The organism is Paraburkholderia sp. IW21, assembly GCF_041321145.1.
Taxonomy (GTDB): Bacteria; Pseudomonadota; Gammaproteobacteria; order Burkholderiales; family Burkholderiaceae; genus Paraburkholderia.
This window is the reverse complement of sequence record NZ_JBGGWA010000002.1, coordinates 475,204-501,499: the sequence shown is the minus strand read 5'-3', so window position 1 is coordinate 501,499 and position 26,296 is coordinate 475,204. Positions and strand designations below refer to the sequence as shown.

At 63.8% G+C, this 26,296-nt stretch carries 20 protein-coding genes; 14 read left to right on the top strand and 6 right to left on the bottom strand.

The window, feature by feature from the left end; all coding sequences use genetic code 11:
* Positions 1–2 precede the first annotated feature (2 nt).
* Entirely contained in the window at positions 3–1,058 is a 1,056-nt protein-coding gene (locus tag ACAX43_RS06140) for an L-threonylcarbamoyladenylate synthase (RefSeq protein WP_370707514.1), read from the top strand.
* 112 nt (positions 1,059–1,170) lie between these two features.
* On the opposite strand, the gene ACAX43_RS06135 is transcribed toward ACAX43_RS06140, so the two are convergent.
* The 3 genes from ACAX43_RS06135 to dacB form a co-directional block, all read right to left on the bottom strand.
* Positions 1,171–2,418: an SGNH/GDSL hydrolase family protein gene (locus ACAX43_RS06135; protein WP_370707513.1), complete on the bottom strand. Its 1,248-nt coding sequence runs from the start codon at positions 2,416–2,418 to the stop codon at positions 1,171–1,173.
* A gap of 82 nt (positions 2,419–2,500) precedes the next feature.
* Positions 2,501–3,451, bottom strand: a complete 951-nt coding sequence (locus tag ACAX43_RS06130) for a sterol desaturase family protein (protein WP_370707512.1) — start codon at positions 3,449–3,451, stop codon at positions 2,501–2,503.
* A gap of 194 nt (positions 3,452–3,645) precedes the next feature.
* On the bottom strand, positions 3,646–5,289 hold the full coding sequence (gene dacB / locus ACAX43_RS06125; protein ID WP_370707511.1) for a D-alanyl-D-alanine carboxypeptidase/D-alanyl-D-alanine-endopeptidase: 1,644 nt from the start codon (positions 5,287–5,289) through the stop codon (positions 3,646–3,648).
* 195 nt (positions 5,290–5,484) lie between these two features.
* Here dacB and ACAX43_RS06120 point away from each other — a divergent pair, with 195 nt between their 5' ends.
* From ACAX43_RS06120 to ACAX43_RS06095, 6 genes are all read left to right on the top strand, one after another.
* Entirely contained in the window at positions 5,485–6,147 is a 663-nt protein-coding gene (locus ACAX43_RS06120; protein WP_370707510.1) for a response regulator, read from the top strand.
* Between the two features lie 4 nt (positions 6,148–6,151).
* Positions 6,152–7,453 carry an ATP-binding protein gene (locus ACAX43_RS06115; protein ID WP_370707509.1) on the top strand — a complete coding sequence of 434 codons (1,302 nt, stop codon included), beginning with the start codon at positions 6,152–6,154 and terminating at the stop codon, positions 7,451–7,453.
* A gap of 157 nt (positions 7,454–7,610) precedes the next feature.
* A complete protein-coding gene (locus ACAX43_RS06110; RefSeq protein WP_370707508.1) occupies positions 7,611–9,128 on the top strand; it encodes a DegQ family serine endoprotease in 1,518 nt (505 codons plus the stop codon).
* Positions 9,129–9,420: 292 nt separating this feature from the next.
* Positions 9,421–9,918 carry a carboxypeptidase regulatory-like domain-containing protein gene (locus ACAX43_RS06105; RefSeq protein ID WP_370707507.1) on the top strand — a complete coding sequence of 166 codons (498 nt, stop codon included), beginning with the start codon at positions 9,421–9,423 and terminating at the stop codon, positions 9,916–9,918.
* 151 nt (positions 9,919–10,069) lie between these two features.
* The gene (locus tag ACAX43_RS06100) at positions 10,070–10,462 is read left to right on the top strand and encodes a DUF427 domain-containing protein (RefSeq protein WP_370707506.1); all 393 of its coding nucleotides are present in this window, start codon (positions 10,070–10,072) and stop codon (positions 10,460–10,462) included.
* A 33-nt stretch (positions 10,463–10,495) separates the two neighbouring features.
* The gene (locus ACAX43_RS06095) at positions 10,496–11,257 is read left to right on the top strand and encodes a CoxG family protein (RefSeq protein ID WP_370707505.1); all 762 of its coding nucleotides are present in this window, start codon (positions 10,496–10,498) and stop codon (positions 11,255–11,257) included.
* A gap of 4 nt (positions 11,258–11,261) precedes the next feature.
* Here ACAX43_RS06095 and ACAX43_RS06090 read toward each other — a convergent pair whose 3' ends face one another.
* Positions 11,262–12,257, bottom strand: coding sequence for a helix-turn-helix domain-containing protein (locus tag ACAX43_RS06090; RefSeq protein ID WP_370707739.1), 996 nt, complete (start codon positions 12,255–12,257; stop codon positions 11,262–11,264).
* A gap of 185 nt (positions 12,258–12,442) precedes the next feature.
* Between ACAX43_RS06090 and ACAX43_RS06085 the strand changes: the two genes are divergently transcribed.
* Entirely contained in the window at positions 12,443–13,075 is a 633-nt protein-coding gene (locus ACAX43_RS06085) for a cysteine hydrolase family protein (RefSeq protein ID WP_370707504.1), read from the top strand.
* A gap of 115 nt (positions 13,076–13,190) precedes the next feature.
* Here the strand turns inward: ACAX43_RS06085 and ACAX43_RS06080 are convergent, their stop codons facing one another.
* A complete protein-coding gene (locus ACAX43_RS06080) occupies positions 13,191–13,859 on the bottom strand; it encodes a TetR family transcriptional regulator (RefSeq protein ID WP_370707738.1) in 669 nt (222 codons plus the stop codon).
* A gap of 430 nt (positions 13,860–14,289) precedes the next feature.
* Between ACAX43_RS06080 and ACAX43_RS06075 the strand changes: the two genes are divergently transcribed.
* From ACAX43_RS06075 to ACAX43_RS06065, 3 genes are read left to right on the top strand one after another with little or no spacing between them, the layout of a single operon-like run.
* A complete protein-coding gene (locus ACAX43_RS06075) occupies positions 14,290–15,522 on the top strand; it encodes an efflux RND transporter periplasmic adaptor subunit (protein ID WP_370707503.1) in 1,233 nt (410 codons plus the stop codon).
* Between the two features lie 18 nt (positions 15,523–15,540).
* Complete coding sequence (locus ACAX43_RS06070; RefSeq protein WP_370707502.1) at positions 15,541–18,750, top strand: efflux RND transporter permease subunit; 3,210 nt, start codon at positions 15,541–15,543, stop codon at positions 18,748–18,750.
* 1 nt (position 18,751) lies between these two features.
* Positions 18,752–20,299, top strand: coding sequence for an efflux transporter outer membrane subunit (locus ACAX43_RS06065; protein WP_370707501.1), 1,548 nt, complete (start codon positions 18,752–18,754; stop codon positions 20,297–20,299).
* Between the two features lie 181 nt (positions 20,300–20,480).
* On the opposite strand, the gene ACAX43_RS06060 is transcribed toward ACAX43_RS06065, so the two are convergent.
* The gene (locus tag ACAX43_RS06060; protein WP_370707500.1) at positions 20,481–21,890 is read right to left on the bottom strand and encodes a nucleobase:cation symporter-2 family protein; all 1,410 of its coding nucleotides are present in this window, start codon (positions 21,888–21,890) and stop codon (positions 20,481–20,483) included.
* A gap of 424 nt (positions 21,891–22,314) precedes the next feature.
* Here ACAX43_RS06060 and ACAX43_RS06055 point away from each other — a divergent pair, with 424 nt between their 5' ends.
* The 3 genes from ACAX43_RS06055 to fghA all read left to right on the top strand — a co-directional run bounded on the left by ACAX43_RS06055 (position 22,315) and on the right by fghA (position 26,180).
* Positions 22,315–23,964 (top strand): xylulokinase, encoded by a 1,650-nt coding sequence (locus ACAX43_RS06055; RefSeq protein ID WP_370707499.1) that lies wholly within the window; start codon positions 22,315–22,317, stop codon positions 23,962–23,964.
* 224 nt (positions 23,965–24,188) lie between these two features.
* Positions 24,189–25,295 carry an S-(hydroxymethyl)glutathione dehydrogenase/class III alcohol dehydrogenase gene (locus ACAX43_RS06050; protein WP_074282323.1) on the top strand — a complete coding sequence of 369 codons (1,107 nt, stop codon included), beginning with the start codon at positions 24,189–24,191 and terminating at the stop codon, positions 25,293–25,295.
* A 33-nt stretch (positions 25,296–25,328) separates the two neighbouring features.
* Positions 25,329–26,180, top strand: a complete 852-nt coding sequence (fghA, locus tag ACAX43_RS06045; protein ID WP_370707498.1) for an S-formylglutathione hydrolase — start codon at positions 25,329–25,331, stop codon at positions 26,178–26,180.
* Positions 26,181–26,296: the final 116 nt, after the last annotated feature.

The window sequence follows — 26,296 nt, the reverse complement described above, 5'->3', positions numbered from 1 at the left end:
CCATGCCGGATCAAAGCAAACCTGCCGAAGAAGGCGCCGCGAGGAGCGCGTTGCCTGTGAGCGCCGCTCAGATCGGGCACGCGGCCGCGCTGCTCGACGCGGGCAATCTGGTCGCGTTCCCGACAGAGACGGTCTACGGCCTCGGCGGCGACGCCGAAAGTCCGGACGCGGTCGCGCGCATTTACGCGGCAAAGGGGCGGCCGGCAAATCATCCGGTGATCGTGCATCTGGCGCCGCAGGGCGATCCGAACTACTGGGTCGAACATTTGCCGGCGCAGGCGCAACGGTTGATCGATGCGTTCTGGCCGGGGCCGCTGACATTGATCTTGAAGCGCGCGGCGCGGATAAATGCAGCGGTGAGTGGTGGACAGGATTCAGTGGGTTTGCGGTGCCCGTCGCATCCGGTTGCGCAGGCTTTGCTGGAAGCATTCAGCGCATTGCGTGGCGGGCATGGTGGTGTTGCTGCACCGTCGGCGAATCGTTTTGGTCATGTGAGTCCGACCACGGCACAGCACGTGCGCGACGAGTTCGGCGGCGCGATTCATGTGCTGGACGGCGGCGCGTCGGATGTCGGGATCGAATCGACGATTCTGGATCTGTCGCGCGGATTTCCGGCGCTGTTGAGGCCGGGACGGGTGACGCCGCAAGATATCGCCGACGTGCTCGGTGAGGCGCCACGTTTGGCCGACGGGTCGGATGCGACTGCGCCGCGGGCTTCGGGTACGTTGAAGGCGCACTATGCGCCGCGCACGCCGTTGGCGTTATTGCCATTTGGCGCGCTGGAGTCTCTGCTTGCCACGCGCGAAGCGGGTGAGCGTGTGGCCTTGGTAGCGCGGGCGTCGCGTGCCGGGCACTGGGCGGATGTGGAGGGGGTGCATTTCATCGCCGCCCCTGAAGATCCGCACGTGTATGCGCGCGAGTTATATGGCTTGCTCAGAGCGTTGGATCGCGCGAACGTGTCGCGGATTCTGATCGAGAAGCTGCCGGATACGATTGAATGGATCGCGGTCAATGACCGGCTCGGTCGGGCCGCGGCCGCATTCGAAGCGAAAGGGTAGCGGTGGGCTGGTTCGTGCCGCGCGCGACAAAGATAAAAAAACGCCCGGCTTGACCAGCAAGCCGGGCATTCGCACAACGCCATCCTGTTGCCGCTACGCGGCCACCTTCAACTTATTTTCCCAAACCCGTCGCCGCGATCTGCTGCTCGACGAACTGCGCGAACAAGGCGTGCGTGTGCGTGCTCGGGTGGACCAGGTCCGCGAACATGTAGGTTTGGTCTGCGCCAGCCACCGTGTAGGTCTGCGGTGAGCAGAACAGCGATGAGCCGAACTGGGCGCCGTATTGAGCCGGGGTCAGCCCGTTCGTTGCGCTCGGATTGGCGGTGGCGTACGCGGTTGCGTTGGCCTCCATCGACGTCAGGTTACATGCCGTGCCGGAGTTGGACACCGTGAAGCCCAGCGCCTGGTAGTTCGGCAACTGCTGGTCCAGCCACGTGAACGCATCGGCCACGATGACCTTGCCCGTACCCGTCAGGCCGAGGGCCGTCAGGTTCTGGACCAGCAGGTAGTTATACGCCGCGGTAATCCCCGTCAACAGTTGAGCCGCACCAGGCGAGGCTGCATTGGCTATGACGCCTTGCGGCGTATTGCCGATGTCCGGCACCGTCGACACCACCACGTGGGTCGCACCCGAGTTGACCATGGTCTGGACTTGCGCGGCGAGCTGGGCGGCGGCCTGCGCGACCTGGGGGTTGGTCAACTGCTGCAGGTAGCCGACGATGAACGCGACCTGGCCCGTCTGCGAGTTCGGCAGCTTGCCGGCCTGCACGAGCTGCGGGTATTGCGTCTGTAGCGCGGCGCCGAGCGTCGCCAGATTGGCGGTGGTCGAGAACTGGAAGATGTCGTTCGCGCCGCCGTTCACCAGCACGAGCTGGTTCGAGTTGAAGCTCGTATGGGCGCTCAGGTAGTTTGCCACTTGGGTCACCACCGGCACCGTCGTGGCCGCCATGTTGTTCGGTGCCCAACCTTCGCCTTGGGCGTTGACGACGTCCGAGCCGCCTTGCGCGTAGCCATACCCGCCCGCCGCGACCAGCGGTTGGCCGAAGCCGCCCACATACGCGGCGGTCAACGTGCCGCCGTAGTACTCCGCGACTTTCTGGGTCCACACTTCGCCCGGGTTGGTCGTGAAGCGGCCGCCGCCGAAGCTCGACTGAATCACCGGCGCGTACGTGCCGACGTCCGACAAGCTGTCGCCGAACGACACGACCTGCAATTTCACGCCGCCCACCGGCGTGCTGCTGCTCGAATTGTTGTTATCGCCGCCGCCGCCGCAAGCCGCCAGCAACGCAAACGCCGCACTGGCGATGGCGATCTGCGTGACGCGAACGAAAGTGCGTTTCCTCGATGCTGTTTGTTTCATGTTGACTACATCTCCTCTTATGTGTGGCTCTTATGCCATGTGTTGCAGGCAGCGCCCACCGCGTCGGCGGCGTGACGACAGCTTACAGAATCTTCTGCGGCCTGCGCGGTGTTTGAAACGCGGCCGTATTGTTTTCATTCACGCTTGACTCTCCGCCCGATACTGCTGACCCGGACGCACGATGCGCGTGATAATCCGCAGCCCATGCAGGCGGTGCAAACAGTGCACGCAACTTGTTGCGCCAGCCGTGCACGCTCACGAAATCGGCGGCCATCGATCCCCATTCGTGAAACGTCGCCTTCAGCGGGTTATGCGTGTGGAGCGGTTCGACGATGCCATACACCGGCGCATCGTGTGGATCTTCCTCGACGTAGCTGCCGAACAGACGATCCCAGATCACCAGCACGCCGGCATAGTTGCGATCGATATAGCGGTCGTTGCGCGCGTGATGCACGCGGTGAATCGACGGCGTGTTGAATACGTATTCGAGCCAGCCGAGCTTGCCGATCGCCTGGGTATGCACGAAAAACTGGAAGCCGAGGTTGATCAGCACGATGGCGACGATCTGCTTCGGCGCGAAGCCGAGCACGGCAAGCGGAATCCAGAACAGCCACATGCCGGCGATCGGATACATCAGGCTCTGGCGGAATGCGGTCGAAAAATTCATCCGCTCCGACGAGTGATGCACGACATGCGCGGCCCACAGCCAGCGCATGCGGTGGCTGCTGCGGTGAAATACGTAATAGAGCAGATCCTGAGCGACGAACAGCACGACGAACGGCACCCAGTTCGCCTGCCACGTAGTGACGCGGTAGTGATCGTAGAAAAATGCATAGACGGGGATGATCGCGAGCCACGCGAGTTTGTCGGCGGCTTGCTGCATCAGTGCGAGCCCGGCATTGCAGAGCGTGTCGCGCCAGCTATAGAGCTGCGCGCCAGGGCGCGTGCGCCGCAGGTGCCACGCCTCCCAGCCGATGCATGCGAGAAAGACTGGCGCCATGGCGAGCAGCAGCAATTCGGCATCGAATTGCATTGTGTCTTCCTCCGTGGTCCCTGGCCGCTGCGTTTGCCGCAACGGACGTTGTCGTTATCGTTTGATTGGGCCACGCCCCGTAACGGGTGCGCGGCTTGTGCGTCACGCATCGCGTTTTACGCGCGCCTCAAACACTGCCCGACAGCGTACACGCTTGGGCGCGTTGCGGCGCGCGGCTTCGCTAGAAGGTTTCCTCAATGGGCTCCGCGCTTGTGCGGGTTTTTCCTGGGCTTGCTGCTGCGCGGTTCGGCGACGGGTTCGGCAACCTTGGTGAATCCCTGAGCCGGTCCCTGGTACACCCATTCGAGCAAGGCGTCGTGCGCGGCTCGCGCGGCTTCCGAATGCGGGTCGTTGATCAGGCTCACGACCACATAGCTGTTGCCATCCGCCGACGCCACATATCCCGCGATCGCGCGCACGTCGCGCAAGGTGCCGGTTTTGATGTGTGCATTGCCGTCCGCGCCCCGGTTGATCAAGCGGTTGCGCATCGTGCCATCGACGCCCGCGATCGGCAGCGACTCCACGAACACCTGAGCGACCGGGCTCGCATTGGCCCGCTGCAGCAGATCGGCAAGCGCGAGCGCGGTGACGTGCTCCTCGCGCGAGAGGCCGGAGCCGTTTTCGAGCGTCAGGTATTCCATGTCGATGCTGTCGCGGCGCAGAAACGCCTTGATCGCACGGGCCGATTTCGCAGGCGTGGCGGCCGGCTTTTCTTCGGCCGCGCCGATCGTCAGGAACAGGTTGCGCGCCATCGTGTTGTTACTGAACTTGTTGATGTCGCGAACGATGTCGGACAGCATCGGCCCCAGGTGCGTCGCCACCAGTTTCGCGCCCACCGGCACCGGCCCTTCGCGGGTGGCGCCGCTAAACGTGCCGCCGGTTTGCTGCCACAGCGCAAGGAAGCCGCCCGCGAAGAACGCGGAGTGATCGAGCACCGCGACGTTGACCGTGCGCGGACCGCAGCGCACCGGGTAGTCGCCCGCGAATGACGCCACCACGGTGCCGTTGGGCTGCGGCGTGACGGTAGGCGAGACCGACGCCGCGTTGCCGCGGCACGGGCCGTTGACGGCACGCATCTGATTGTCGATCTGCAACTGCGCGAGCGCGGGCAGCACGTCGATTGCGACGCTGCCATCCGGGGAAGGCGTCAGCGTGAACGACAGCGATTTGAATGCATACAGCAGGGGATCGGGGCCGACGTTGTACGGCGCGGTGTCGTCGTCGTCGAACGGCGGCAGATCGCGCGTGGAGGCGTCGAAATAGCGCTTGTCGAGCACCAGCGCGCCGTCGACGCCGTTGATGCCCGCTTTGTGGATCTTCTGCACGAGGTCGATCAGTTCTTCGGGCACGAGCTTGGGGTCGCCCGTGCCCTGAATGTACAGATTGCCGTGCAACATGCCGTTGGCGTCGAGCGTGCCGTCCGTGTAGGCGCTCGTGCGCCAGCGATAGTCGGGTCCGAGGATCGACAGGCCGGAGTAGGTGGTGACGAGCTTCATCGTCGAGGCGGGCATCATCGGCTTGCCGGCGTTCAGCGCGACGATCGGCGTGCGGTCGCCGACTTTTTCGACCACCACGCTGATCGACGACAAGGGCACGTGCGCGCGCTGCAGGCCGATCATCACCGGCTGCGGCAGCACCGTCGTGACGTTGACGCTCGGATGCGCGGCCTTGACGCGCGCCTGCGCGGTGAGCGGCAACGCTATGCCGCAGCCGAGCACGGCGCAGGCGAGCAGCAACGCCGCCGCGCGCGGCGCGAACCGGCGCGGCATGGAATCGGCAGGAGCAGTGAGAGAGGTAAAGCGCGGACGCAGCGCCACACGGCGTGCGAGAGAAGACATGAAAGCGTGCGTCATGGACGGGCGAAAAAGCAAAATGTCAGGGCGTGGGGCACGCGGCAATCCGGGCTGCGCGACGCAAAGCGCCCATTGTAGAGACATGCCGCCAGGCTGCGGTGAAAAAGCGTCGCGCGGCGCGCACGCCGGTGCCGGGCGCTAGAATGCGGCATCATCAAATGTTTCGGGACCGTACCCACCATGCGCATATTGCTAGTCGAAGACGACCGGATGATCGCTGAAGGCGTGCGCAAGGCGCTACGCGGCGAAGGCTTCGCGGTCGACTGGGTGGAAGACGGCGAAGCGGCGCTCAGCGCGGCGGCCAGCCAACCTTACGATCTGGTGCTGCTCGATCTCGGCCTGCCCAAACGCGACGGCCTCGACGTGCTGCGCACGCTGCGCGCCAAAGGCCAGGCCATTCCGGTGCTGATCGTCACCGCCCGCGATGCGGTCGCCGACCGCGTCAAAGGCCTCGACGCCGGTGCCGACGATTACCTCGTCAAACCTTTCGATCTCGACGAACTCGGCGCCCGCATGCGCGCGCTGATCCGGCGCCAATCGGGACGCAGTGATTCGACGATTCGCCATGGCAATCTGACGCTCGATCCGGCTTCGCACCAGGTCACGCTCGACGGCACAGCGGTCGCGTTGTCCGCGCGTGAATTCGCTTTGCTGGAAGCGCTGCTTGCACGGCCGGGCGCGGTGCTTTCCAAGAGCCAGCTGGAAGAAAAAATGTACGGCTGGGGCGAGGAAATCGGCAGCAACACCGTCGAGGTCTACATTCACGCGCTGCGCAAAAAGCTCGGCGCCGATCTGATCCGCAATGTGCGCGGTCTCGGCTACATGATCGCCAAGGACGCCTGAGCCGATGCGTTCGATTCGCCGTCAATTGTTGTTCTGGCTGCTGGCGCTGGTGTTGCTCGGCGTCGGCATCGCCGGGTGGCTGATCTACCGGCAGGCGCTGGCCGAAGCCAACGAACTGTTCGATTACCAACTGGAGCAGATCGCCGCGGCGTTGCCGTCGGAACCGTTCTCGCAAGTGCTCGGTTCGCGCGATACGGGCGACGAAGGCATCGTGCTGCAGATCTGGAATCGCAACGGCGTATTGATGTACTACTCGCGTCCGCGTGCGCCGCTCGCGCCGCGCGCCGAACTCGGCTTTTCGACCGAGCACACGGATCGCGGCGACTGGCGCGTGTATGGCGCGATTGTCGGCGATAACGTCGTGCAACTGGCGCAACCGCTTTCGGTGCGCAACCGGCTCGCGGCCAATGTCGCGTTGCGGACCCTGTGGCCGTTGATCGTGCTGCTGCCGCTATTGGGCGTGGCGGTGTGGGTCGTGGTCGGGCGCGGACTGCGGCCGTTGCGGCGCGTGACCAGCGCGCTCGACGCGCGTCACCCCGAGGCGCTCGATCCCTTGCCCGATCAGCGTTTACCGCTCGAAGTGCAGCCGCTCGTGCGTGCGTTGAACGGCTTGCTCGAACGGCTCGCCACCGCGCTGGACATTCAGAAAGCCTTTGTCGCCGATGCCGCGCACGAGCTGCGCACGCCGCTCGCCGCCGTGCAGATCCAATCGCAACTGGTGGCGCGCGCGAAGGACGACGCCGCGCGCAGCGAAGCGCTGGCCGATCTGCAAGCCGGCGTCACGCGCGCCACGCGTCTTGCCGAACAACTGCTGGCGCTCGCGCGTTCAGAACCGGACGGCCTCGCTGCCGCCAACGCGATCGATCTGTGCGCGCTGTTGCAAGACTGCGTGGTGACTTACGCGCCGCTTGCGCAGAATCGCGGCGTCGACCTGGGCATCGAGGCGAGCGAACCCGCCACGGTGATCGGCGACGCCGACGCGTTGCGCGTCATGTTCAACAACCTCGTTGATAACGCAACCAAGTACACGCCGCGAGGCGGGCGCGTCGATGTCGGTCTGCGTGTCGAGGAGGGGCATCCGGTAGTACGGATCGCCGACAGCGGACCGGGCATCGAACCGGCTGAACGCGACCGCGTGTTCGATCGCTTCTACCGGGCCGGCGCCGGTGCGAACCGTGCGCGCACCGACGTCGCGGGCAGCGGGCTGGGTCTCGCGATCGTGCGCCGCATCGCCACGCAACACCATGCGGCGGTGACGCTCGACGAATCGCCGGCAGGCGGCTTGCAGGTCACCTTGCGCTTCTGAAGGTGAGGCTTTCTGTTCGTAAAGAGGCTTAAACCAGACTTAAAAGAACCTCAAAAATGGGCTTATAGCGATCTGACGCTGCTTAAGACTCTTTTAAGCGATGCCACGTACGCTTCCAGTCATTCCAAAGCCTTTTTCTCCCAGTCAGGAGTACACGATGAACGCGAAAACCTTGTCCCGCAGCGCTGTTGCAGTGGCTGTCGCCGTGGCGCTCTCCGCCGGCTATGTGGCGGGTCATCGCGACGTGCCCGCGCCGCAGATGATCACGCCGGCGCAAGCCGCGATGATGCCCGCCGAAGCCGCCGCCAAAACCGGCATCCCCGATTTCTCGGGGCTGGTCGAAACCTACGGTCCGGCCGTCGTCAACATCAGCGCGAAGCATGTGGTCAAGCAGACGGCCTTGCGCGGCCGCGAAGGTAATGGCGCCAACGGCGGCAACCAGTTGCCGATCGACCCGAGCGATCCGTTCTATCAGTTCTACAAGCACTTCTTCGGTGGCGTGCCGGGCATGCAAGGGGGCGACGGCGGCGATGCGGCCGATCAGCCGAGCGCAAGTCTGGGCTCGGGCTTCATCGTCAGCAGCGACGGCTATATCCTGACCAACGCTCACGTCGTGGACGGCGCGAACGTCGTCACCGTGAAGCTGACCGACAAGCGTGAATTCAAGGCGAAAGTGGTCGGCGCCGACAAGCAGTCCGACGTCGCCGTGCTGAAGATCGACGCGAGCAATCTGCCGACCGTGAAGATCGGCGATCCGCGCAAGAGCAAGGTCGGTCAGTGGGTGGTCGCGATCGGCTCGCCCTACGGTTTTGACAACACGGTGACCTCGGGCATCATCAGCGCGAAGTCGCGCTCGCTCCCGAATGAAAACTACACGCCGTTCATCCAGACCGACGTGCCGGTGAACCCGGGCAATTCGGGCGGCCCGCTCTTCAATCTCCAAGGCGAAGTGATCGGCATCAACTCGATGATCTATTCGCGCACGGGCGGCTTCCAGGGCCTTTCGTTCGCGATCCCGATCAATGAAGCGATCAAGGTCAAGGACGACATCCTCAAGACCGGCCACGTGAGCCGCGGACGTCTCGGCGTGGCGGTGCAGGGCATGAACCAGACGCTCGCCAATTCGTTCGGTATGCAAAAGCCGCAAGGCGCGCTCGTCAGCTCGGTCGATCCGGGTGGTCCGGCGGCCAAGGCTGGTGTGCAGCCGGGCGACGTGATTCTGTCGTTGAATGGCGAACCCGTCGGCGATTCGTCGGATCTGCCTGCGCAGGTTGCGGGTCTGGCGCCGGGCAGCTCCGCCACCATGCAGGTATGGCGCGACAAGGCCACCAAGGATCTGAAGGTGACCATCGGCTCGTTGTCGGATGCCAAGGTGGCCTCGGACAAGGCCGATCATCCGGCCCAGATGCAAGGCCGTCTCGGCGTCGCAGTGCGGCCACTCACCCCGGAAGAGAAGAGCAGTGCGTCAGTGTCGCACGGGCTGCTGGTGCAGCAATCGGGCGGCGCGGCTGAAAGCGCCGGCATCCAGCCGGGCGACGTGATTCTGGCAGTCAACGGCCGACCGGTCACGAGCGTCGACCAGTTGAAGCAGATGATCACCGACGCCGGTAACAGCATCGCCTTGCTGATCCAGCGTGACAACGCGCAGATCTTCGTGCCGGTTGATCTCGGTTGATGAGGATAGGCGGATCGGTTGGCGGTTCGCCTGACCGGCACCTGGACTGACACGCTGGCCGATCCGCCTGGAAATTGAAGTAACGCTTGCCGGTCCTTGCATTTACTGCCGACGGACCGGCATTTTTTCACCTGTTTCAAAGCGTGAAATAGGGCGCTCCGCGCCGCGCGGCTTGGTGCGGCAGCGGTTTCCAAACGACGCGATCTGCTGGTTGGCACGCAGGTTGCATCTGCCTGAGTCCGGACCCATCGATGGACACCGGACGACAAGGACCTTAATAAGGAGCGAACCGATGAAACCCCAACGCAATCAGCGAAGGATCGTAGCCGCCGCGGTATGCGCGGCGCTCACGCTCGGTCTGGCGGGCGGTGCTTATGCACAGCAGGCGAGCGAAGTAACCGGTGGCACGACCACCGACCAAAGCAGCGCGGGCAATGCCAACGGTGGCGGTTTGCCGCAAATTCAGCAACAGGGCGACGTCTCGTTCGTGTCGGGCGGCGTCGGTCTCGACGAATCGAAGGCACTGCAGGCGGCGCAAAGCGAGTGGCCGCTGTCGCTGCGCTTCACGGGCCCGGGGTCCGACTATCTCGCCGACGTTCACGTGCGGGTGGTCGATGCGCACAACGGCGAGGTGTTGAGCACTACGTCGCGTGGGCCGTACATGCTGGTCAAACTGCGTCCGGGCCGCTATACGGTGCATGCGCAGTACAAGGATCGCGACCAAGTCAAGGCGGTGACGGTTCCGGGCAAGGGCACGGCCAAGGCCGCCTTCTACTGGAATATGCAATAAGCGCATCGCTTTCCTGAACGACGCCGCGCCAGGCGTCCTGGCGGCGTGCAGGAAGGCCGCACAATCGGCTGGAGTTTGGCCGATAATGAAGCCACGGGGATCCCCGTGGCTTTCCTGTTTGTACGACCGCACACCATCACGGAGCCGAGACATGAGCGATGCCTTGACACCTCACGGAAGCCCCGGCGCGAGCACGGGCGGCCACACCATCGGGATTTCCGGCAACAATCACCGGGTGCGTGTGATCCATGGCGGCGTGACGATGGCCGACACCCAGGCGGGGCTGACGCTCACGGAAACCGGTCTGCCGGATGTCTTCTATTTCCCGCGCGGCGACGTGAACATGGCGCGCCTGGAACGCTCGACGCATACCTCGCACTGCCCGTTCAAAGGCGAGGCGTCCTATTTCCATCTGCGCACCGAAGACGGTTTGATCGAAAATGCCGTGTGGACCTATGAGACGCCGCTCGAGCCGGCAATACGAATCAAAGGGTATCTGGCGTTTTACGCATCGCGCGTCGACCGCATCGATCAGACGTCCTGATCCCGCAGTGCCGCGTTCATCGGGGAGGCCGCTATGGAATTGAACGACGCGTTACGGATTCCGCTTGCGCTGCCCGACGTTTGGGACGCGTTGCAGGACCTCGCCTTGTTGCGTGCCAGCCTCGACAACTGCGAGTCGTTCACGCGGCTTAGCCACGGCGAATATGCGCTGACCCTGACGGTGCCGCTCGGACCGTTGCGTGCACGTTACGAAGCACGCGCCCACGTAGCGGGCCAGGATTCCGGACCGGCGGACGCGCAGCGCCGTACCATCAACTTCAAGGCTCGAGCCGAGGGCATCGGCTCGCTGCGTGGGCAGATCGAAATACGGCTGCGTTCGGAAGACGGCGCGCACGGCGTCGGGAGGGACCGGGCTACGCGGATCGATTACACGATCTGGGCGACGTCGTCGGGACCGCTTGCCGAACTTCCCACGCGCCAGCTCGAAAACGCGCTGCATCAGCTGGCTGAAGATTTTTTCGACGAGTTCGGCGCGGTCGTTCGCGCCAAGCATGGGGAGGGGCCGAACCGTGCACGCGGTTCGGCGGCGCGTCGTCAGCATGTGTTTCTGCGGCCGATCACGCTCGGCGGCATGGCTCGGCGCACGCGCGGGGATCACGGCAATGCGCTGACCGGGCGTGCAGCGAGCGCGTCGCATGGTGCGGCCCATGGCGTGTCGCATGGCGTCTCGCATCACGAGCCCAGTCCGCACGCCGTTCCGAACTGGGCGTGGGCGGCGATGATTTTTCTGGTGGCGCTGCTGCTGTATGTGGCGCGCTGGCTTAGCGAGCATTGACGGCTTAAACGCCGCGAAACTCCCGCCGCCATGCGGACGGTGAGGTGCGGAACGCTTCCGCGAAGTGTTGCCGCAGCGACGCTGTCGAGCCGAATCCCGCGATCCCCGCGATCGCTTCGACTGATTCGTCGGTGCTTTCCAGCAACTGCTGCGCCCGCGCGAGTCGCTGGGCCAGCAGCCATGCGCCGACGGTCGTGCCGGTGGTGAGCCGGAAGCGTCGCGTGAAGGTGCGGCGGCTCATCAGTGCGCGCTCGGCGAGCGTGTCGAGCGAATGCGGCGCATCCAGATTTCCGCTGACCCAATCAAGCAGACCCGACAAGCGGTCGCCGCGTAGGTTCGGCGGCACCGGCTGCTGAATGTATTGCGCCTGGCCACCCTGCCGATGCGGGGGCACCACCAGCCGGCGCGCTACATAGTTCGCCGCCTGCGCGCCGCACATCTTGCGCAGCACATGCAGGCAGCAGTCGAGGCCGGCGGCGGTGCCGGCCGAGGTCACCACGTTGCCATCGTCGACATAGAGCACGTCGGGATCGAGCCGCACGCGCGGGTAACGGCGCGCGAAGTCGTCCGCCCACGCCCAATGAGTGGAGGCCGGCCGGTCGTCGAGGATGCCGGCAGCGGCCAGCACGAACGCGCCCAGACATAGCCCGACCAGCTGGGCGCCGCGTGCAAGGGCGGCGCGCAGTGCGTCGAGCAGCGCGACCGGCGGCGGCTCGTCCGGATCGCGCCAGCTCGGCACGATGATGGTGTGCGCGTCGGCAAGCGCTTCGAGTCCCTGCGTGACGGCGATCGAGAACCCGGCCGTGGTGGTCAGCACGCCTGTTTCAGCGGCGCAGACGCGAAAGTCGAAATCGGGCAAGCCGCCGCCAGTGCGGTCCTCGCCGAAGACCACACACGGCACCGAAAGATGGAACGGGCTGATGCGGTCGAACGCGACCACCGCGACGATGTGGCGAGGCGCGTCGTCGCGCTCCGCGGTAAAGGAAGTGGGGGTAGCCATCATTCGCAGTCGCCCGGTGAAATTCAACGATGATCCAACGATGGCCCAATTCTAGCGAATCTTGTCATTCGGGTCGCTATCGCGAAAACTTCGGCAGGCCAACAATGCAGTCATCGCCGCTGCCTGCTTCAAGGCCAATGCCGCGCAGCGCGCGCCCTAAGCGCTTAACTGACAGGAGAGTTGCCATGACCTCACCACGCCGCGCGCTGATCGTCATCGATGTGCAGAACGAATACGTCACCGGCAATCTGCCGATTGAATATCCGGACGTGCAAACGTCGCTCGCGAACATTGGCCGTGCGATGGATACGGCCCGTGCCGCTGGTGTGCCGGTGGCAGTCGTGCAGAATTTCGCGCCGGCCACCTCGCCGCTGTTCGCGCGCGGCAGCGTGGGAGCGGCGTTGCATCAGGTGGTGGGCTCGCGCGCCCATGATCACTATATGGAAAAGTCGCTACCGAGCGCGTTCGCCGGGACCGATCTGGCCGACTGGCTCGCCGCGCAGCAGATCGACACCTTGACGGTGGTCGGCTACATGACCCACAACTGTGACGCATCGACGATCAATCACGCAGTCCACCTCGGTCTCACCGTCGAATTCCTGCACGACGCGACGGGCTCGGTGCCCTACGAGAACAGCGCGGGTTTTGCCAGCGCACAGGACATTCATCGGGTATTCAGCGTGGTCCTGCAGTCGCGCTTCGCGGCCGTGGCGAGCACGGACGAGTGGGTGGCGGCGGTGCAGGGCGGGGTACCGCTCGAACGCGGCAGTATCTATGCGTCGAACCAGCGGGCGCGGGCCAGCCGGGCGGCTGCATAAAGTTGCTGCAACAGGCAAGGGCAACGGGCAGCAGTAAAAGTCGGCACTGCATGAGCGACGGCGGGCGATTGCGCGTATGCACACCCGCCCGCCTTGTTGTGGCTGCCCTATCTAACTAGGTAGCTGACTGATTGGATAGCTGGGCGCCATTCCTCTGGCGCAATGCCGGACTTAGCCGTAGCGCATCGAACATCCCTTCGACCATCCGCTCGGCGTGCTTGCCGAAATCGGTTGCATCCGGCAGAAACAGCATGTCGCGCAAGCCACCGCTGACGAAAGCATGCACCATCGACGCCGCCATCTTCGTATCGAGATCGGCCGGCATCTGGCCTTTGGAGATCGCGTTGCGCAGCCCGCCCTCGATCTTGGCGAGCCCTTCGCGCATATTGGTCTGGTAGCGGACCATCACCGGGCCCATTTCCTCGACGAACTCGCACTTCAGAAACAGGATGTCGAACACCCGCCGGCGGCGCGGGTCGTTGGCGGTGTCGCGCAGGCAGACCGTGCAGATTTCCATCAGGCGTCCCAACGGATCGGGTTCGTTGGGGTCTTGCGAGGCGGCTTTGAGTTCGTCCAGCGGCAGCAGCACGCGGTCGAACATTTCGGTAAACAAGTCGCCTTTGTGGGCGAAATGCCAATAGATTGCGCCGCGCGTGACGCCGGCGGCTTGCGCGATGTCGGCGAGCGACGTGCGCGATACGCCTTTCTCGAAGAAAACCCGTTCGGCTGCGTCGAGAATGCTGTTGCGCGTCTCCTGCGCCTCTTCTTTGGTTCTTCTGACCATATGGGTGTGACCTGGGCTGATCGTGGGGTTTTCCCGGACGTTGTTAAGTACGCCCAGTGACAATCTGTCTACGGGTAAGCAATTTTTGAACCGATCCTGCGGGCCCCCTGCCTGCAAGAGATGCAAACGCACTTTTACATGCATTCGTGGATGTATATATAATAGCACCCTACGATCGGATAGCCCAAGCTGTGACGACCGGTTAATATCCGTCACTGTTGCCTTTCAAAACGCTCTTGCGCCGTGTCCGGATGGGCGGCGCCGTGCGGCATTTCCCCGGTATGGCGCATTTCGCATCAGGATGCCCTGCAGGTTTTGTTTGCTTCCGCGGGCTTCCGGTCAAGCGTCGTAAGACGCATGTGTGCGCTGTCGTCCCCGGGGTAGGGATGCGCGCACTTTTTCATTCTCAGTCTTTGACAGAGGTCGCTCCATGCGCGTCGAACGGGTTCCATTCCGCTTAATCAGTGCCGCGACGGCTGCCGTATTGCTGGCAGCGTGCGGACCAAAACAATCTGCCCCGCCGCCACAAACGCCCGAAGTCGGCGTCGTCACCGTCCAGCCGACGGCTGTGCCCGTCGTCACCGAGTTGCCCGGCCGCACCAGTGCCTTCCTCGTCGCGCAAGTGCGCGCACGGGTCGACGGCATCGTGCTGCGCCGCGAATTCACCGAAGGCGGCCAGGTCAAGGCCGGGCAGCGTCTGTACAAGATCGATCCGGCGCCCTACATCGCGACCTTGAACAACGCGAAGGCCACGCTGGCGAAGGCGCAGGCCAACCTCGCGTCGACCACCGCGCAAGCCAACCGCTACAAGGTGCTGGTTGCCGCCAATGCGGTCAGCAAGCAGGACTACGACAACGCGGTGGCCTCGCAAGGCCAGGCCGCGGCTGACGTCGCCGCGGGCAGGGCGGCGGTCGATACGGCGCAGATCAACCTCGGCTACACCGACGTCACCTCGCCGGTGACCGGCCAGATCGGCGTGTCGCAAGTCACGCCGGGCGCGTATGTGCAGGCAAGCGCCGCCACGCTGATGGCCACGGTCCAGCAACTCGACCCGGTCTACGTGGACCTGACGCAATCGAGTCTCGACGGTCTGAAGTTGCGCCGCGAAGTGCAGGAAGGGCGCCTGAAGACAACCGGCCCGGATGCCGCCAAGGTCTCGCTGATTCTTGAAGACGGCCACACCTATTCGGAAAAGGGCAAGCTGCAGTTCACCGACGTTACGGTCGACCAGAGCACCGGCTCGGTCACGCTTCGCGCGATCTTCAAGAACACGGACAAGGTGCTGCTGCCGGGCATGTTCGTGCGCGCCAAGATCGAAGAAGGCGTCAACGAAAATGCGCTCGTCGTGCCGCAAGTCGGCATCACGCACGACCAGAAGGGTCAACCGACCGCGCTGGTTGTCGGTCCGGACAACAAGGTCGCGTTGCGCCAGCTCGTCACGTCGGGTACGTACGGTTCTAACTGGGTGGTCGAAAGCGGTCTGAAGGCAGGCGACCGCGTGATCGTTCAGGGCACCGACAAGGCGCACCCGGGCCAGCAGGTCAAGGCCGTTGCCGCGCAACTTCCCGCCACACCTGCTTCCGGCGCATCTGCTCAGGGTGGGCCGGCCGCCAGCGGTGCTGTGCAGACGGCTCAACCTGCCTCTGCTGCATCGGGCGCGTAATAACAGGGAGCCCGCCTCATGGCAAAGTTCTTTATTGATCGCCCGATTTTTGCATGGGTGATCGCCATTATTCTGATGCTCGCGGGTATCGCGTCGGTCTTTACGTTGCCGATCGCGCAATATCCGACCATCGCGCCGCCGGCCGTGCAGATCAGCGCAACGTACCCGGGCGCATCGGCGAAGACGGTGGAAAACACCGTTACGCAGGTGATCGAGCAGCAGATGAGTGGTCTCGACCACTTGCTGTATCTGTCGTCCACCTCGGACGACTCGGGTACGGCAACCATCACGCTGACGTTCGCGGCCGGCACCAATCCTGACATTGCGCAGGTGCAGGTGCAGAACAAGCTGCAGCTTGCCACGCCGCTGTTGCCGCAAGCCGTGCAGCAGTTGGGCACCAAGGTCACGAAGTCGAGCAGCAGCTTCCTGCTGGTGATGGCGTTCGTGTCCGAAGACGGCAGCATGAACAAGTACGACCTGGCGAACTACGTCGCGTCGAACATTCAGGATCCGATCAGCCGACTCGACGGTGTGGGTACGGTGACGCTGTTCGGCTCGCAGTACGCAATGCGGATCTGGCTGGACGCGAACAAACTGACCAACTTCGGCCTCACGCCGGTGGACGTGCAAGCGGCCTTGCAGGCGCAGAACGTGCAGGTCGCGGGCGGTTCGCTCGGCGGCACGCCGTCGGTGCCGGGCCAGGTGCTGCAGGCGACCATCACGGAAGCCACGCTGCTGAACACGCCTGAACAGTTCGGCAACGTGCTGCTTAAGGTGAATCCGGACGGTTCGCGGGTCCGGATCAAGGACGTGGCACGCGTCGAGCTCGGCGGCGAGAACTACAACTTCGACACCAAGTACAACGGTCAGCCGACCGCGGGCTTCGGGATTCAGCTGGCCACAGGCGCGAACGCGCTGGCAACCGCCAAGGCCGTGCGCGCTAAGATCAACGAGCTGTCTAAGTACTTCCCGCACGGCCTCGTCGTGAAGTACCCTTACGACACCACGCCGTTCGTGCGCCTGTCGATCGAAGAAGTGGTCAAGACGCTGCTCGAAGGTATCGTGCTGGTGTTCCTGGTCATGTACCTGTTCCTCCAGAACCTGCGCGCCACGCTGATCCCGACGATCGCCGTGCCGGTGGTGCTGTTGGGCACGTTCGCGATCATGGGTCTGGTGGGCTTCTCGATCAATACGCTGTCCATGTTCGGGCTCGTGCTGGCGATCGGCTTGCTGGTGGACGATGCGATCGTGGTGGTGGAAAACGTCGAGCGGGTGATGGCGGAGGAGGGGTTATCGCCTCGAGATGCAACCCGCAAGGCGATGGACCAGATTACCGGCGCGCTGGTCGGCGTGGCGCTCGTGCTGTCGGCGGTGTTCGTGCCGGTGGCGTTTTCGGGCGGGTCGGTCGGCGCCATTTACCGGCAGTTCTCGCTGACGATCGTGGCGGCGATGGTGCTGTCGGTGCTGGTCGCGTTGATTCTCACGCCGGCGCTGTGCGCGACGATTCTCAAACCGATTCCGCAAGGCCATCACGAAGAGAAGAAGGGCTTCTTCGGCTGGTTCAACCGCACGTTCGACAAGAGCCGCGACAAATATCACAGCGGCGTGCACCACGTGATCAAGCGCTCGGGCCGTTGGCTGATCATCTACATGGTGGTGATCCTCGCGGTCGGTCTGCTGTTCGTGAAGTTGCCGAAGTCGTTCCTGCCCGACGAAGACCAGGGCACGATGTTCGTGCTGGTGCAGACGCCCTCGGGCTCGACCCAGGAAACCACGGCGCGCGCGCTGAAGGACGTTTCCGACTACCTGCTCAACAGCGAGAAGGGCATTGTCGAATCGACCTTCACGGTGAACGGTTTCAGCTTCGCCGGTCGCGGCCAGAACGCGGGTCTCGTGTTCGTGCGCATGAGGGATTACGCGGAGCGTCAGCATGCGAACCAGAAGGTACAGGCGCTGGTTGGCCGTCTCTTCATGCATTTCTCGAGCTACAAGAACGCGCTGGTGTATCCGGTGAATCCGCCGTCGATTCCTGAGCTCGGCACGGCTGCGGGCTTCGACTTCGAACTGCAGGATCGCGCGGGTGTCGGCCACGAAAAGCTGATGGAAGCACGCAATATGCTGCTGGGCATGGCGGCGAAAGATCCGACGCTGGCTCAGGTGCGTCCGAACGGCCTGAACGATACGCCGCAGTTCAAGGTGGCCATCGACCACGAGAAGGCTTCGGCGCTCGGCGTGTCGTTGTCGGCGATCGACCAGACGTTCTCGATCGCATGGGCGTCGCAATACGTGAACAACTTCCTCGATACCGACGGCCGGATCAAGAAGGTGTATCTGCAAGGCGACGCACCGTTCCGGATGACTCCGGAAGACCTGAACGCCTGGTACGTGCGCAATACGGCTGGCGGCATGGTGCCGTTCTCCGCGTTCGCAAGCGGCTCATGGGGCTACGGTTCGCCGAAGCTCGAGCGCTACAACGGTATCTCGGCGGTGGAAATCCAGGGTGCGGCAGCGGCGGGCAAGTCGACCGGTCAGGCAATGACGGCGATGGAAGCACTGGTGGCGAAGCTGCCGGCCGGTATCGGCTACGAATGGACGGGCTTGTCGTTGCAGGAACGCCAGTCCGGTTCGCAGGCGCCGATTCTGTACGGCATCTCGATCCTGGTCGTGTTCCTGTGTCTCGCGGCGCTGTATGAAAGCTGGTCGATCCCGTTCTCGGTGATCATGGTGGTGCCGCTCGGCGTGATCGGCGCGTTGCTGGCCGCTACGCTGCGCGGGCTCGAGAACGACGTGTTCTTCCAGGTGGGTCTGTTGACCACGGTGGGGCTGTCCGCGAAGAACGCGATTCTGATCGTGGAATTCGCCCGCGAACTGCAGCAAGGCGAAGGGATGGGGCCGATCGAGGCCGCGCTGGAAGCAGCGCGTCTGCGGTTGCGTCCGATTCTGATGACCTCGCTCGCGTTCATTCTCGGTGTGATGCCGCTCGCGATCAGTAACGGCGCGGGTTCGGCCAGCCAGCACGCGATCGGTACCGGCGTGATCGGCGGAATGTTGACGGCGACCTTCCTCGCGATTTTCATGATCCCGATGTTCTTCGTCGTGATCCGCGCGAAGTTCGGCGGCGAGACGGAAGACCCGGATGAGGCACTCGCACACTACAACCAGCACCATCCGCATGACGGCCAAGGTGGCGGCTCGGCTGGTGAGGGCTCGGGCAAGGACGGACATTGAGATGCAAAAACACTCTTTGATTGCAGTGGCGGTTGCGTTGTTCGCCGCGGGTTGCACGATGGCGCCGAAGTACGAGCGTCCCGCCGCACCCGTGACGGGCACCTTCCCGACCGGCGGCGTGTACGAAACGCAGCCCGGCGCGACCCAGCCGGGCACGGGGCAAACGGGCAAGTCGGCCGCGGCGCGCAGCGCCGGCGGCCAGGCTGCGGCCGATATCGGCTGGCGTGACTTCTTCGTCGATCCACGCATGCAGCGGTTGATCGAGGTCGCGCTGAAGAACAACCGCGATCTGCGCGTGTCGGTGCTGAATATGCAGGCATCGCAGGCACAGTTCCGGATCGTTCGTGCGGGTCTGTTCCCGACGCTCGACGCCGCGGCGTCGCAAAGTAAATCGCGCACGCCGAAGGATCTGACATTCACTGGCCAGACGATTTCCAACACCTATTCGGTCGGCCTGAACGCCTCGTGGGAAATCGACTTTTTCGGGCGCATTCAAAGCCTGAAGGACCAGGCATTGGCGCAGTACCTGGCCACTGCCCAGGCGCGCAAGGCGGCGGAAATCTCGCTGGTGTCGCAAGTCGCGGATCAGTACCTCACGGTGCTCGAACTCGACGATCTGTTGAGGGTGACGCAGAACACGCTGAAGACGTCGCAGGAGTCGTATCGGATCGCCAAGCTGCAATTCGATAACGGCACGGGTTCGGAACTCGATCTGCGGCAATCGCAAACCGTGGTCGAGACGGCTAGTGCGAATCTGCAGGCGCAGGCGCGTCTGCGGGCTCAGGCTGAAAACGCGCTGGTGCTGTTGCTCGGCGAACCGTTGCCCGACGATCTCCCGCCTGGCTTGTCGTTGAGCGACCAGAATCTCCTCACGGATATTCCGGCCGGTCTGCCGTCCGATCTGCTCACGCGTCGTCCGGACATCATGGAGGCCGAAGAGAATCTGCTGGCGGCCAACGCGAATATCGGTGCTGCACGCGCGGCGTTCTTCCCTAAGGTTTCGCTGACAGGCAGCTTCGGCACGCTGAGCCCGTCGCTCGGTGGCTTGTTCAAGGCGGGTTCGGCGGCATGGAGCTTTGCGCCGTCGATCACGTTGCCGATCTTCGAAGGCGGCCAGAACATCGCCAACCTCGATCTCGCCAACATCCAGAAGAAGGTTCAGATCGCCACGTATGAAAAGGCGATCCAGACAGCCTTCCGCGAAGTGGCGGACGGCCTCGCGGCACGCGGCACGTACGATCAGCAGATCCAGGCGCTGGAGCGCAACACGTTTGCCGAACAGCGTCGGCTGGATCTGTCGAATCTGCGTTATACGAACGGCGTCGACAGTTATCTGTCGGTGCTGACCGCGCAGACCGATCTGTATTCGTCGCAGCAGTCGTTGATTACCGCGCGCATGCAGCGTCTGCAGAACCTGGTCACGTTGTACCAGGCGCTCGGCGGCGGCTGGATCGAGCGGGACGGCGAAGAGCCGCGTCCGGCCGACGCACCGGTCGATTACGGTGCGGCGAGTGCGCCGGTGGCGGCTTCGGCAGCGACCGCAGGTTAATAAGTCTGTAGTCTCGTAACAGCGGGCGCTTGGGGCGGCTTTCGGTTTTGTCAGGAAAGCCGTCCGGCGCAGCCGGTAATAAAAAAACGCCACGGCAATGCCGTGGCGTTTTTGTTAATGCTCAACTCAACTCGACTCAGCGCTCGGGCGATTTCAGTCGCACGGCGCTGGTTGCCGATGCTCAGTGCAGATCCGCCGCACGCAGCATCTCATCGCGTTGCGGTTCATTGCCGCCGCGTCTGTCGAAATCATGTCCGGCCTTGCGAATTTCGCACTGCGCTTTCTTCTCGCTCTTCACACCGTTGAAGATCAGGTTCAGCACGACCGCCGACACCGACGCCAGCAAGATTCCGCTATGCAACAGCGGCGACAGCGCCGGCGGCAGCTTCGAGAAAAAATGCGGCGACACCACCGGCACCAGGCCCATGCCGATACTCACCGCGACGATGAACAGGTTGTGGTGGTTCTTCACAAAGTCGACCTTGGCCAGCACCTTGATGCCGTTCGCCGCCACCATGCCGAACATCACGATCCCCGCACCGCCGAGCACGAACGCCGGTACCGACGCGACCACTTGCGCCATCTTCGGGAACAGGCCCAGCAGCACCAGAATCACGCCGCCCATCGCGCAGACGAAGCGGCTCTTCACGCCCGTCACGCCGATCAGGCCGACGTTCTGCGAGAACGAGGTATGCGGAAACGAGTTGAAGATGCCGCCGATCAACGTGCCCAGACCGTCGACGCGCAGACCGCGCACCAGCGTCTTCTGATCGACAGGACGATCGACCATGTCGCCGACCGCGAGGAACATGCCGGTCGATTCGATGAAGGTGACGAACATCACAGTGACCATCGTCGCGATCGCGAGCGGGTCGAAATGCGGCAGGCCGAAGTGGAACGGCATCACGAAGCCGACCCACGGCGCGTGCGTGACGCCTTCCATGTTGACGCGGCCGAGTGCCAGCGCGATCACAAAGCCCGCGACGATGCCGAGCAGCACCGAGATATTGGCAATGAAGCCCTTGGCGAACTTGTTGATGAGCAGAATCAGCATCAGCACGATCAGCGACAGCCCCAGATAGATCGGGTTGCCGTAATCAGGATTGCCCACGCCGCCGGCCGCCCAGTTGATGCCCACTTCCATCAGCGAGAGACCGATCACCGAGATCACCACGCCGATCACCACCGGCGGGAAAAAGCGCAGCAGCTTGCCGACCGCCGGCGCGAGAAGGATGCCGATGACGCCGGCCGCGATCGTCGAGCCGAAGATATCGAGAATGCCGAGCGAAGGATTGGTGCCGATCGCGACCATCGGACCGACCGCCGCGAACGTGCAGCCCATGATGACCGGCAGACGGATGCCGAAGATCCACAGACCGAGCGTCTGAATCAGCGTGGCGATGCCGCAGGAAAACAGATCGGCGCTGATCAGGAACGCGATCTGGTCTTTCGGCAATTTCAGCGCGGCGCCGACGATGAGCGGCACCGCAACTGCGCCTGCGTACATCACCAAAACGTGCTGAATGCCGAGCGTCAGCAACTGGCCCGCGGGCAGCCGCTCGTCGCACGGGTGAACCGTGTTCGATTGCATTTTGTCTCTCTCCACCATCTCGTTTTGGGATGGCTCCAAGGTATGCGGAACGAAAAAGTGCAACAAGACCACTGGGGCCTATTCCGGCATTCCCGGTGACGATATGGGTGAGGCCGGTTTGAAAGCCAAAAGAAATGCGTGCGCCGCACAAATCGGCGGTCAGCCCCGTCCAGTGGCGATGCGCGGCCGCGTACCGCGCGCGCACGATTCAATGAGATATGTGTGAGAATCAATGAGGTGTATCTCGCTCGCCGCATAGTACTGTTTTCAGGCGGCCCGCGTCGTGGCCGGGTTAACCCGCGATTTCGTTTTTCGGCGTGCATTCGGGCGTGCGTCCAAAGCCATGCAGCGGTCACGGAAAATGCATCATGGCAGGCACCCTTCGCGCGCTCATCCCCATGCCTAATTTGAAGTCCTATCGCCCATGAGTTTTCTTGGTATCGACCTCGGCACCGGCTCCCTCAAAGTCGCAATCGTTGACGAAAACGGCCGCGAGCAGGCAGCGGCCAGTGTCGCTTACGCGCTCGAAACGCCGCATCCGGGATGGGCGGAAATCTCGGTGCAAACCTGGTGGCGTGCGCTAGGCGAAGCGGCGGCGCGGTTGCCTGCCGGTTTGCGCCGCGACGTACAGGCGATCGGCTTCTCCGGACAGATGCACGGTGTCGTGCTGATCGACGCCGAGGGCGAAGCCGTGCGTCCCGCGATGCTCTGGCCCGACACGCGTGCTTTGGCCTTGCTCGATCAGTGGCCCGAGCCGCAGCCGAATCCCGTTGCACCCGGCATGGCCGGTCCTTTGCTGCGCTGGATCGTGCAGAACGAACCGCAATCCGCGCGCAAGACACGTTGGGCGCTGCAGCCGAAGGATTGGCTGCGCGTCGCACTGGGTGGCGCGATTGCAACCGACCCGTCCGACGCCTGCGCGACCGCGCTCGCCGACCCCGCCGGCGTGTGGGATCAGGCGCTGCTTGAGCGGCTCGGGCTGCCGCATGAATGGTTTGCGCCGCTCGCGCCGTCCTATGCAGCGGGGGGTATTTTGTCGCAGAAAGCCGCGCAGGAACTGGGTCTGCGCGCCGGCATCGTCCTCGCGACCGGCGCCGCCGACACGCCCTGCGCGGCACTCGGCAGCGGTCTCTCGCGCGATGGCGACGCGTTGCTGACCACCGGCACCGGTGGACAAATCGTGGTGCTCGCGGAGCATGCACCGCAAGCGATAAAGGGCTTGCATCGCTATCGAGCGGCGAGCGATCACTGGTATCGGATGGCGGCGATGCAAAACGTCGGCGTCGCGCTCGAACGCGTGCGCGGCTGGCTTTCGTATGAATGGGCGGATGCTTATCGTGATGCCTTCGGCGACGCGTCCGCTTGTGTATCCGGCGGTGCGTCCGGCAATGCATCCGGCGGTGCATCCGGCAATGCATCCGGCGATGCGTCCGGCAATGCATCCGGCGGTGCCCCCGGCAACGTATCGGGCGGTGCGTCCGGCAATGCGTCGAGCGTAGCGATCGGCAATGCATCCGGCGGTCTCTCCGGCAACGTATCCGGCGGTGCCTTTGTTGATGCAACAGGCGTTACCGTAAGCGCCGCAGCGGGTTTGACCTTCTTGCCCTACCTCACCGGCGAGCGCACCCCATGGCTCAACCCGGCCGCGCGTGGCGGCTGGCTCGGCCTCGCGCTCGATCACACGCGCGGCACGATGATGCGTGCCGCATTCGAAGGCGTCGCGTTCTCGCTGCGGGCCGGGCTCGACGCGATTCGCGCAAGCGGCGCGACGGTGACGACGTTGAAGCTCGCGGGCGGCGGCTCAGTCGATGCGCGCTGGCGGCAGTTGCTCGCCGACGCGCTGAACGTCGAGCTCTACGCGGTCGATTGTCCGAACGCCGCGCCGCGTGGCGCTGCAATCCTCGGCGGGTTGGCGAGCGGGCATTGGCACGCGAGCGATCTCGCCGCGCTTGCGCCTGGCGCGACGCGGGTTGCCGGTCCGCAAGGCGATGCGGCGCTCGCCGAACGTTACGCGCGCTTTCTCGATCTGTATGGCCGCGTCGAAACATGGTTCGGCGACGTCCCGCTTCGGTGACGGCAGCAATGTCAGGTACAGACAATGTCGCGACGCACTTTGCAATACCATGACGGCTTTCGCACGTTAACTTATAAGTCGGCACGCCATGCCGTCCGCCCGCAGCAACCGCCGCCCGTAGCGTCACGTGCGAACGAGGTGCCACGGCCGAACCGGAATATTGCGCGACGCGACCTCTCTCACGCGACGCGCCAGGCATTCACAGACTCACAGGAGCATTCACGATGAAGACCAAAGCAGCAATCGCATGGAAAGCCGGCGCCCCCTTGACGATCGAAGAGGTGGATCTGGAAGGTCCGCGCGCCGGTGAAGTGCTGATCGAAGTGAAGGCGACGGGCATCTGCCACACCGACTACTACACGCTGTCCGGCGCCGATCCGGAAGGCATCTTCCCGGCGATTCTCGGTCACGAAGGTGCCGGCGTGATCGTCGACGTCGGTCCTGGCGTCGGCACGTTGAAGAAGGGCGACCACGTCATTCCGCTCTACACGCCGGAATGCCGCCAGTGCAAATTCTGTCTGTCGCGCAAGACCAACCTGTGCCAGGCGATCCGTTCGACGCAAGGCAAGGGTCTCATGCCCGACGCCACCTCGCGTTTCTCTCTGGACGGCAAGCCCCTCTTTCACTACATGGGCACGTCCACGTTTTCGAACTACATCGTCGTGCCGGAAATTGCCGTCGCGAAGGTGCGTGAGGACGCACCGTTCGACAAGATCTGCTACATCGGCTGCGGCGTGACGACGGGCGTCGGCGCCGTCGTGTATTCGGCGAAGGTCGAGGCGGGCGCGAACGTGGTCGTGTTCGGTCTCGGCGGCATCGGCCTGAACGTGATTCAAGGCGCGAAGATGGTCGGCGCGGACAAGATCATTGGCGTCGATATCAACCCGGGCCGCGTGGAACTGGCGAAGAAATTCGGCATGACGCACTTCATCAACCCGAACGAAGTCGAGAACGTGGTCGATCACATCGTGCAACTCACCGATGGCGGCGCCGACTATTCGTTCGAATGCATCGGCAATACGAAGGTGATGCGTCAGGCGCTGGAGTGCACGCACAAGGGCTGGGGCCAGTCGTTCATCATCGGCGTGGCGGCGGCGGGCGAAGAAATCAGCACGCGTCCGTTCCAGCTGGTGACGGGCCGCGAGTGGAAGGGCTCGGCGTTCGGCGGCGCGCGCGGCCGTACCGATGTGCCGAAGATCGTCGACTGGTACATGGAAGGCAAGATCAATATCGACGATCTGATCACGCACCGCCTGCCGCTCGAACGCATCAACGAAGGCTTCGATCTGATGAAGAAGGGCGAGTCGATCCGCTCCGTCGTGCTGTACTAACGCGGCACTGGGCACTGAAAAAGGAGCGGGGCGATGCTTGAACTCTTGTCGTCGCATGCCTGCCATGGCGGCGAGCAACGTATCTACCGGCACGACTCGCAGACCATCGGTCTGTCGATGCGCTTCTCGGTCTATCTGCCGCCGCAGGCCTTGCAGGCCAATGCGAACGTGCCCGCGCTGTTCTACCTCGCCGGCCTGACCTGCACGGAAGAAACCTTCCCGATCAAGGCCGGGGCGCAGCGCTTTGCTGCGCGGCATGGCATTGCTTTGGTCGCGCCGGACACCAGTCCGCGCGGTGCCGGCGTGCCGGGCGAAAGCGCGGCGTGGGACTTCGGCGTGGGTGCGGGCTTTTACATCGACGCGACCCGGCAGCCGTGGGCGAAGCACTATCGGATGTACGCGTACGTGCGCGATGAATTGCGCGAAACGGTACTCGCGAATCTGCCGGTGGACGGCGCGCGTCTCGGCATCTTCGGGCATTCGATGGGTGGTCATGGCGCGTTGATGCTGGCGCTGCGCAATCCGGAGATCTATCGGTCGGTGTCGGCGTTCGCGCCGATTGCCGCGCCTTCACAGTGCCCGTGGGGCGTGAAGGCGTTCAGCGGCTATCTGGGTGAAGACCGTGAAACGTGGAAGCAGTACGACTCGAGCGAGCTGGTCGCGCACGCGTCGCACCACTTCGCGGAAGGCATTCTGATCGATCAGGGGCTGGCGGATCAGTTCCTCGGCGAGCAGTTGAACCCGGATGTGTTCGAAGCTGCTTGCAAGGCCGCGGGACAACCGCTGACGCTGCGCCGTCACGCCGGCTACGACCACGGGTATTACTTCATCTCGACTTTCATCGAGGATCATCTCGCGCATCACGCGAAGGTGCTACTCGGTTGAAGTCTTGCAGGACGATGGCGGCGGTATGCAGGTGTGCCGCCGCCATCGTCGTCTCTGGCCGAAGGCGGACTAAAGTTTCCGAAGCCGCTCAATGCCGATGACGCCGCCAAGGCCGG